We start from the raw sequence: 8,863 nt of genomic DNA, 5'->3' as shown, positions 1-8,863 counted from the left end.
GGACTAATCGAAGAAGAATCGGAAGCGGGCAATTGAAATTGCGCCTTTGCAAACCAAATCCGCCTTCGCGGACTAATTATTTTTAACATCATTTAAACTCATTTAACTCGTTCCCAGGCTCAGCAGAAGCACCCCACGAAAGCTACCGCCTCCTAGCCAATAAATGTACCGAATAGACACCCTTGCTTACCAGTCGTCTTTAGACGACTTTAGCTATTAGCCAGGGACTTTTAGTCCCTGGCGGGCTAACTATTCTAAGATTTGATGCGAATTTTAATTTCAATTCGACTCAACCAGCGCAGAAAACCGCCTCCTTTCGACTCCCGGTCTTGTTTAACACGGTCTTGAGAATTACCAGCTAACAGATTTTCCAAAATGCCATCCGGTTGCCAAAATGGCTCATTTTCCTCGAGCTTGGGCAAACACTTATCCCGTTCTTGTTCCGCATCTAACTCCCGCAAATCCAAATAAGCTTGTTGGAAAATCGGGTAAAATTCCTCATTGTTTTCCGCCAGGATACGGAGTTGAGAAATTGCCTCCTTGTCCCCCCCTTTTATCCTCTGGGCAATCTCCTGAATGCGATCGCATTGTGCCGCAGGGAGGGGGGACTCGTAGCGCGACAACGCCAGATAAAATGCTTTCAGGGTGAGTTCTGCGGGAGTTCCGGATAAATTCAATTCAGTAGGTTTCATCATCTTGAATCGCCATGCAGGGTGAATCCCGCCCAATAATAAGGATGTTTATAGGGCGGCTCTTTTATTGTATCAAATTTGCCTTGCACTCGTTGGGTTTCCATGTCCAAGAAAAACCGACTGTCTCGGTCCCATTCCTGGGGCAAGTTGGCCAGCAATTCGGCGTAAAATGTCCCCAAGTCGGCATAGGTGGCATTTCGCAGCCAATTCTGCGCCTGCTGCAGGGCGAGGGAAGGGTGGACGCCGCTGTGGAAATGCTGATAAAATACTATTTTCAGAATTGCGCTGGAAATATCTTCCACTCGCCAAAGACTGCTGAGAACATAGCGGGTTTTGTTGGCCAAAAACGCACTGGGAAAGCCGATAAATTCATCGATTAAATCCTTTGTGCCCGTCATGCCGGTTTCGCAGGCGGAAAGGGACACCAGAGAATAGGGAGGTAAGGGGGATAAATCCCACAACGTTCTTAAGGTGAGCCGTTGATTTTCGGGGAGAAGCAAGCAAGAGGCATCGCTTTGGGTGCTATCGTGATAGGCGTGCCCGGTGAAGTGGAAAATATCCGCCCCGGCCCGCAGTTCCTGCTTCACCGTTGCTTCCGTAACCGGTGCGGCGCGCCTGGTGGTATATTCTCGCGAAATCGCCGCCGCCTCAATGGAGGCAAATAGGCTGCGTTCCGGATTTTCCACCAGCAGCAGGGTGGTGGGCGAACCCTCCCCGGCGGGAAACTGCAACCCCACCTGGGCGCTGGGGAGACGGGTGCAGCAGAATCCGGGGAACAAAGACTCTAAGGGTAACAGATGCAAGTCGCGATGGGGAATCAATATCAGACGAGACACATCGGTGAGAAGGGGCAACCACTGCTGCACCTGCAACAGGTGAGAGAGTTCCCCCAGCGCCTCACCCATTGTCTTGCGCCAGGGGATATTCCGCTGCTGCGGGGTTTCCCCCTCCCCTGGGGTCGATGTGCCTTTGCTGGCTTTTCCATACTCGCCATACCCCTCCCGCCACCGGGTCATCCACTGTTCGAACTGCAGGAGTTGGCGGCTGTTTAGAGTTCGCACCTCCATCGGTTCCCCGGATTTCAGCAAGAACGTAGTGAGAGCTACCGGGCTGATATGCCAGTATAGCAAAGCGCGATCGCGATCGAGCAACTGCTGCATGTCTTCGTAGCTGGCGCTGGGAGTTTGCCGCCGATAGCGATTTTGCCGCATCCACTGCAAACATTTGCCCATGCTTGCCAAAATTGCTCCTGGGTGAGTGCTAAAGCGCGGTCATAACAAGCTACCGCTTGCGAGTATTGCCCTAATTCACTGAGGGCGATGCCCTTGCCATTCCAGGCGAGGTGGTAGTTCGGGTCAATCTCGATGGCGCGGTCATAACAAGCTACCGCTTGCGAGTATTGCCCTAAGTCACTGAGGGCGATGCCCTTGCCATTCCAGGCATCGTGGTAGTTCGGGTCAATCTCGATGGCGCGCTCACAACAAGCTACCGCTTGCGAGTATTGCCCTAAGTGACTGAGGGCGTTGCCCTTGCCATTCCAGGCGTCGTGGAAGTTCGGGTCAATCTCGATGGCGCGCTCATAACAAGCTACCGCTTGCGAGTATTGCCCTAAGTCACTGAGGGCGATGCCCTTGCGATTCCAGGCGTCGTGGGAGTTCGGGTCAATCTCGATGGCGCGCTCAAAACAAGCTACCGCTTGCGAGTATTGCCCTAAGTCCCTGAGGGCGGTGCCCTTGCTATTCCAGGCGAGGTAGCAGTTCGGGTCAATCTCGATCGCGCGGTCATAACAAGCTACCGCTTGCGAGTATTGCCCTAGATGATATAGCACCTCACCTTTACATGTCCATAATAATACAGAGTTCGGGTCAATCTCGATCGCCCTATCCAAACAAGCTACCGCTTCTGGAAGCTTCCCGGCCAAGTATAACTGAAGCCCTCGATTGAACCACGCTTTTGCCTCTCCACTGATTTCCAGGTTGACCTTTGGTGAGGTTCCGGGAGGTGGGGGGGGAGGTGGCGGAGGGGGTGGCGGCACTTCTGTCCCCTGCAGCTTCCGCCCCATCTGTCCCGCCAGTTGCGACAGTTCTGCCATATCCAGTTGACTCAGTTGCAGCAGTCGCCGTCCCAGTTCTACATTCGGGGCTTCGGAGTGTTCCAGGGTGCTGCAAAAGTGACGAAACCACTCCAGCAACTCGGCTTCGCGGATGTTGTGGACGATAAAAAAGCCGCGCAGGTGTACGCGACTCGCGCCGTTGTGGACTTGTTCGAGTACCTGCAAAAATACCTGTTCCCACTCCGCATCGGTGCGGGTGGGTTGCGGCGGTTTCCGTGGCGGTGGCGGTTCCGGGGAACCAAACCAGCGCCGCCACAGCCGCACAAGTGCCTGCCATATCCTGCGGAACATCGGCTCCTCTCCTTTGGACTCTGGTTTGTTTAATTATAGGGTGGGCAATGGAAAATAGGCAATTCACTCAGTTCGGGTGCCCATTCGGTACCTGGATTCCCGGGGAGGTGGAGCCTCGCGTGGGTGGTTCCCCGGCTCTAGCCGGGGAACCAGGTAATAGTCTGCAAAGGCGGACTATAGCCGGCTTCGGGCATGGCTTCGCTAAGGTTTGCCCAAGTGCGATTGCGATCGCCCGCTTCAAAATGGCTCAGGTTTGCCTCGGCGGTATTTCAATCCTCCGCAAGAAGGCGCTCCACCTCTTGCCACATCTGGGAAGTGAGTTTTTTTTGTGCTTCACCTGCTGTCTTCAATCGACGCATAATATCCCCACGACTCGGTTCTTCGATGATAGCCTCCAGAGCCTTATATATTTTCTCCTCCGAGTCCACGGGAGAAATCAAACACTCCGGACAGTTGTAGTCATCAAAGAGCATTTGATACTTATGACTCCAGCCGGTACCCAAACAAGGCACGCCTTGAGACAGGGTACTCACCAAGCTATGAAATCTAGACCCGATCGCGATAAAGGAATTGCCCAAAATTCCTTTAATATGTAAAGGGGATGGTTCTTGAATAATTTCCAGGGTTCCTCCCACTCGCTCTTGCAGTTGCAAAGCCAGTTCGTAGTCTTTGCTGGTTTCGTGAATTAACGCAAAGGGTTCGAGTTTTTTTTCGCGGAGAAACTTAATGCAGCACTCCAAAAATTCCAGGTATTTACCTTTAACCTCTTTGCTGGTTCGTTGTACCATGCGATAGTTGGGAACAATGCAAGCCTTCCGCGAATTTGTAGGAAAGTATTCCGGCACTTTTCCCTTAACTAGGTTGGTAAAATCCGGTGCAATTTTGATGAGCGGACAATGCTTTGCCAACTCTTTAATTTCTTGCAGGTATTGATAAGACACCTCATCTCTGGCAAATATCAAGTCGGAATGTTCTAGTATCTGGATAAAAGCGTTTTTAACCCGCTGGGACTTAAACGGTCCAAACGCTTGAGGTAACAAGATAATCTTTTTCCCTTCTTGTTTCCGCCGCGCAATCCGGTTCGCCATGATTTCTATCATCCTGGCTCCCTGTTGTTCGCTATATGTAAACCCAGATGCATCTAAAACCGCCCCCACTTCGTCTGCTGTAATCAGTTTCAAAGAGTGGCGTAATTGTGGCGGTAGCACACCACTAAACCCATTGATAATCGGGCCAAGCGCAGGCACTTTTTCCACATAAGCCCAGGTTAAATGATATAACCCAGTTTCTTCCCTTTGTTTAAAATTTCCCATTCGCAGATGGGCGGCTACGATGTCATTTTTTTCCAAACTAGAAAAATGTTGCACCACCGCATGGGTCATTAATTCGCCGCCTTTATTAATGAAATCTACGCCGAGAATTTCAAATTTCATTTGAGTTATACCTCCGAAGTAAATCCAGTGATTTTTTCTGGGAATAGGGAACCATGCCATCCGGATCGGGATAGCCCACAGAAATGAGCATAATCACCCGCTCATCTGGCTCTAAGTTAAGCAACCTTGACATCCTTTTTTCGTAGGATTCTATATCGGGCCAGTTAATCGGACAAGAACTGAGACCCAAGGTTTCTAACGCATACATAAACGACATCGAAGCCAATGCTGCATCAATATAAATCACATGACGATCTCTTTCTCTAAAATAAGCTCTGAGTTTGCCAACTACGACCACAACAGCCGGGAAATTATGGCTAAACCCTTTCGTTCCGATGGGAACTGATGCCACTGTCTTGACCATTTCGGGTTCATCAAAAATCCGAAATTCAAACGGTTGGCGATTGCAGGCACTTGGCGATTGTGCTGCGACCAAAATTGCGCGATCGATTAAATCCCGGGGAACGGCTTTTTGCAAATACCACCTCACCGATCGCCGTCGATGTGACAGTTGCAAAAACTCTTCATAAGCAACAGGCGGTGGATTGCTCAGTTCTCGCTTATAGGGAATGCGCTTGGTTCCCTCTTGGGATTGACTACAGAGTGCCAAAAATCTATTTTTCGCCCGGTCAATCCCTGGATGAGACGCCACAATACTAAAATAATTGTCTAGCACATCATTCGCCCATTGCAATTCAGGTGCATCCGAAATATCTTTGTTTTTGCTTAACACCGCATACTCGTAACATTCCACGGTTTCCTCAATATAATCAACCGCAAACACATCCCGCCGATTTTTCATAATAATCCCTTTTTCCAGACGATGAATATTTCGCCTTAAGAGATATTGACTCTCTAAACTCGATTGCAGCTCTTCATAATATTTTAGTTTACCATAAATCACCGCCTGATTTTCGCGGCTAAACTTATTGGAAATCAAGGCATAGTAAAACGCACTCAAAACTCTTGACTTCACCACCCAACTCAACACACCTTTTTCGAGTCTATCCGAGATTGACTTGAGGAAGGTGAGACCCGACTCTGGGATGATTGATTTAATTTTGTCTTTCATCGATTAATTCATCCTTGCAACTCTTTAGATTGAGATTGTTTTTTCAATAACTTGACTTTGCCGATATAAAATGGACTCGCTAAAATGCTTAACAGAAGTGCCATTTCACAAGCCGCTACCGTGTCAGTTTTTAGCCGATTAGCGTTTTGCAGAAAGTAAACTAGAGCTTTCCGGGAATCATTAACTAGATAGGTTAAAAATGCCAAAGGTCTTTGCCAAGACTTCAATCTCATCATCCGAATATGATGTCGGTTTAACCCCGCACCACGCACCAGGGAGATTAAATAATCCCGCTCCAATCTCCAAGAAGGTATCTGGTGTTCGAGATTCATGTCCGGGTTGTACCAAATTTCCCATCCGGCATTTTGCAGATAAGATAAAATTTCCATGTCTTCTCCTTTGAGAGACAAGGATTTTCCCGCCGGTCCAGTCAGGAATAAATTTTTGGGAACGCTTTCTTGCCATGCTTTTTTTAAAATAACAATTCCAGCTCCAGGTGGCAAAACGTTTTGCTTGTGTTCGTTATAGCAAAACGCTGTTTTACCTCGTTCGACAACGGCCAAATATACTGCTATTTTTTTGAAATTTTGCGGCGGTTCACCTTCAAATTGACCGTGAATTTGTCCGCCATAAGCACCCGCCTTGGGATGTGATTTCCCAAACGCATACGCCCGTTCAACCCAGTCTGGTGCCGGCAAGTTATCATCATCCAAAAAACCAACGAAAGACCCTTGGGCTTTTTCCATTGCCGTTCGTCTGGCAATTGAGGATCCTTGCCGAGGTTCGAGAAAATACTTGAGAGGAAATTTTTCTTGCCAGTTCGATTGGTAGTCAGCGATTATTTGAGCGGTATTGTCCTGGCTATTGTTATCGACAATGACAATTTCCCAGTCAATTTCTTCGGTGCCTACCTGGATTTTTAGTTTCTCCAAAATCTCAGGCAAACGGTCTGCTGCGTTGTAAGCCCGAATAGCAACTGTAAAATCAACCATAGTTTTGAGCCACTTTTTTCCGATCTAAAATTCCCCCTGTCACCCGGAAGACAAAACAAGCATGTCGGCTTGTTTCATCTGTGCAAAATGATTATCCACTTTTGACGGTTAGCCAGCATGGTTATTTTAGCAAGTCTTACCCAGAAATGCTGAACCTTGAAACAAAAGTTTACATTCAAGAAAAGTAAAGTCCCGAACCCCTCAAAATTCACCCATAAATGCTTAACCGCCTAATCCCATAAATTTAGCTGATTTTCAGGAGAGGGTGGGCTAATTTTGTATTCATCGCACTTGACAAAAATGCAACCCTGTAGTATAGCATCCAATGAGTAAGCTGTTATGCCGTTAAAGCGGGTATGATAGAAATCTCTGTCCAGCTCAATAATCTGGTGGTAAATTCTAGGCAAAAATGCAAGTGAAAATTTTACCACTCGCTAATCCGAACGGGGGTAAATGAAGCGGAGATGGGGAAATATTTTGCCGATAAAAAAATACGATGGTCGAGGGTATCGATAATGCTTTTTCTCGAAAAAGAGGGGAGGATGCGATCGCAGATGGGGCGAACCGCCTCCCGCACCCTACCTTTTCCAAACTTGTGGTTTTTTATACAAAGTAAAAACCACAAGTGATACAATTTACCCATTGCACGAGGGTGGTAGCAGGGGAATGGGTGGGAGCTGAGGGGGGGGAGAGGTTTCCGGAACACCCAGAAAAACGGGTGAAACAACAGCACCAGCTATGGTTTCTTTAACCGACATCTCTCTCCTAGGAGAAAATGAATCGTCAATCAGGCGCATGCGGACCACCGAACAACATCGATTCAATCCTGTCCCCTTCTCTCAGTTTCTTGAGGTAAGTCCATGACATTTATTGCCACAACCCTAACCAGTCTCCTTTCGATTTTAGTTGCCCTTGTCGGGCCAAAATTAGCGGATGAAAAGCAGAGAAACACCATCCGCACGGTGGCGCTGCTCATCGGTATTATTGCGGCGAGTGCTTCCTTATTGAAAACCTTTGCGATTATCCCCACGGGGACGATTGGGGTTTTAGAAGTATTTGGCAAAGTGTCGCAACAAAGTCTATCTCCCGGAGTGCATTGGGTCAATCCCTTCGGGCGGGTGGTGAAATTTTCCACCCGCATGCGCGATATCCGAGAAACCGTCACCGCTACTTCTTCTGAAGGAGTCAGCGTCACCCTAGCAGTGAACCTGCAGTACAAATTAGATCCGAAAGTTGCTGCAGATATTTACGAAACCATCGGCACTGACGAGACGGAAATTGTCACTTCCCGCTTTCGTTCCATTGTTCGCCAAATTACTTCCAACTATTCCGCTAGAGCGGTTTATACGGAAAGCCGCGATGAAGTGACGGCGCAATTGCGCGAACAACTGCGCGCCTCTCTCACGCCGTTGGGATTTGTGGTAGAGGAGGCGCTGTTAACCGATGTGGTGCTTCCGGATACCCTGCAAGCAGCGATCGCAGAAAAGTTGCAAGCGCAGCAGGAGTCTCAGCGGATGCAGTTCATCTTGGAAAAAGAGCGCCAAGAAGCGGAACGCAAGCGGATCGAGGCGGAGGGAATTGCCGATTTCCAGCAAATCGTCGCGGAAGGAATCACCCCGAAGTTCCTGGAGTGGAAGCGGATCGAAGCCACAGATAAGCTGTCGAATTCCGAGAATGCGAAGATTATTTTTATGGGAGATTCCACCCGTGAGGCTCAGTTCCCAGTGACGGTGAAACCCTAGGGAGAATCTAGGGGTTTTCCAGCCGTGGTCACGGTATTGCGGAACGGCGATCGCGGCGTTCCCCCCAGGGGGGGGGAACGAGGAGAAATCGACCCTGGGGGGTGCCGCACCCATCCACTGGGGGAGTAAAATGGTGGATGGAAAATGGTTGGAGGTGAGAATGGACAATACACAAACATGCTATATTGTCAAGCGGCAAGGGGGAACTTGCGATATTGTGCCGATCGCCCAAGTCGAGGACAAGGAAACCCCAGACATCCTGGAAAAATGGGGACCGTTTGATTCCCCGGGAGAAGCGATCGCCCGTCGAGTGGGATTGATTCGGGCGGGGAAATGCAAACCGATGTAATACCATCGCCGCTCAACTAACCGCGATCGGGGTCAATTATTTTGCGGTGCGAGTGGGGGAGGCGGAGCCTCGGGAGGGCCGTTCCCAGGCTGAGCCTGGGAACGAGTCCATCGGGGTCAATTATTTTGCGGCGCGAGTGAGGGAGGCGGAGCCTCGGGAGGGCCGTTCCCAGGCTGAGC

At 49.3% G+C, this 8,863-nt stretch carries 8 protein-coding genes; 2 read left to right on the top strand and 6 right to left on the bottom strand.

From position 1 onward, the window contains the following. Positions 1-254: 254 nt before the first annotated feature. The 6 genes from AC0QH1_RS22050 to hpsE all read right to left on the bottom strand — a co-directional run bounded on the left by AC0QH1_RS22050 (position 255) and on the right by hpsE (position 6,593). Entirely contained in the window at positions 255-695 is a 441-nt protein-coding gene (locus tag AC0QH1_RS22050) for a hypothetical protein (RefSeq protein ID WP_324633494.1), read from the bottom strand. After that, complete coding sequence (locus tag AC0QH1_RS22045; RefSeq protein ID WP_324633493.1) at positions 692-1,903, bottom strand: CHAT domain-containing protein; 1,212 nt, start codon at positions 1,901-1,903, stop codon at positions 692-694. The genes AC0QH1_RS22050 and AC0QH1_RS22045 overlap by 4 nt, the downstream gene beginning before the upstream one ends. Continuing rightward, on the bottom strand, positions 1,795-3,096 hold the full coding sequence (locus AC0QH1_RS22040; RefSeq protein WP_324633492.1) for a tetratricopeptide repeat protein: 1,302 nt from the start codon (positions 3,094-3,096) through the stop codon (positions 1,795-1,797). The genes AC0QH1_RS22045 and AC0QH1_RS22040 overlap by 109 nt, the downstream gene beginning before the upstream one ends. A 269-nt stretch (positions 3,097-3,365) precedes the next feature. Then, positions 3,366-4,529, bottom strand: coding sequence for a polysaccharide pyruvyl transferase family protein (locus AC0QH1_RS22035; RefSeq protein WP_324633490.1), 1,164 nt, complete (start codon positions 4,527-4,529; stop codon positions 3,366-3,368). Next, positions 4,519-5,601 carry a nitroreductase family protein gene (locus AC0QH1_RS22030; protein WP_324633488.1) on the bottom strand — a complete coding sequence of 361 codons (1,083 nt, stop codon included), beginning with the start codon at positions 5,599-5,601 and terminating at the stop codon, positions 4,519-4,521. The genes AC0QH1_RS22035 and AC0QH1_RS22030 overlap by 11 nt, the downstream gene beginning before the upstream one ends. An 8-nt stretch (positions 5,602-5,609) precedes the next feature. Beyond that, a complete protein-coding gene (gene hpsE, locus AC0QH1_RS22025) occupies positions 5,610-6,593 on the bottom strand; it encodes a hormogonium polysaccharide biosynthesis glycosyltransferase HpsE (protein WP_324633487.1) in 984 nt (327 codons plus the stop codon). 860 nt (positions 6,594-7,453) lie between these two features. Here hpsE and AC0QH1_RS22020 point away from each other — a divergent pair. After that, positions 7,454-8,335 (top strand): prohibitin family protein, encoded by an 882-nt coding sequence (locus AC0QH1_RS22020; protein ID WP_324633486.1) that lies wholly within the window; start codon positions 7,454-7,456, stop codon positions 8,333-8,335. A gap of 160 nt (positions 8,336-8,495) precedes the next feature. Beyond that, complete coding sequence (locus AC0QH1_RS22015) at positions 8,496-8,684, top strand: DDE transposase family protein (protein WP_324633485.1); 189 nt, start codon at positions 8,496-8,498, stop codon at positions 8,682-8,684. Positions 8,685-8,863: the final 179 nt, after the last annotated feature.

Source organism: Phormidium sp. CCY1219, assembly GCF_055795085.1.
This window is presented reverse-complemented; position numbering and strand designations above follow the sequence as displayed.

Coding starts and splice junctions, on each gene's coding strand:
- AC0QH1_RS22050 (WP_324633494.1), bottom strand. CDS start 695: ATGATGAAACCTACTGAATTGAATTTATCCGGAACTCCCGCAGAACTC.
- AC0QH1_RS22045 (WP_324633493.1), bottom strand. CDS start 1,903: ATGCGGCAAAATCGCTATCGGCGGCAAACTCCCAGCGCCAGCTACGAA.
- AC0QH1_RS22040 (WP_324633492.1), bottom strand. CDS start 3,096: ATGTTCCGCAGGATATGGCAGGCACTTGTGCGGCTGTGGCGGCGCTGG.
- AC0QH1_RS22035 (WP_324633490.1), bottom strand. CDS start 4,529: ATGAAATTTGAAATTCTCGGCGTAGATTTCATTAATAAAGGCGGCGAA.
- AC0QH1_RS22030 (WP_324633488.1), bottom strand. CDS start 5,601: ATGAAAGACAAAATTAAATCAATCATCCCAGAGTCGGGTCTCACCTTC.
- hpsE (WP_324633487.1), bottom strand. CDS start 6,593: ATGGTTGATTTTACAGTTGCTATTCGGGCTTACAACGCAGCAGACCGT.
- AC0QH1_RS22020 (WP_324633486.1), top strand. CDS start 7,454: ATGACATTTATTGCCACAACCCTAACCAGTCTCCTTTCGATTTTAGTT.
- AC0QH1_RS22015 (WP_324633485.1), top strand. CDS start 8,496: ATGGACAATACACAAACATGCTATATTGTCAAGCGGCAAGGGGGAACT.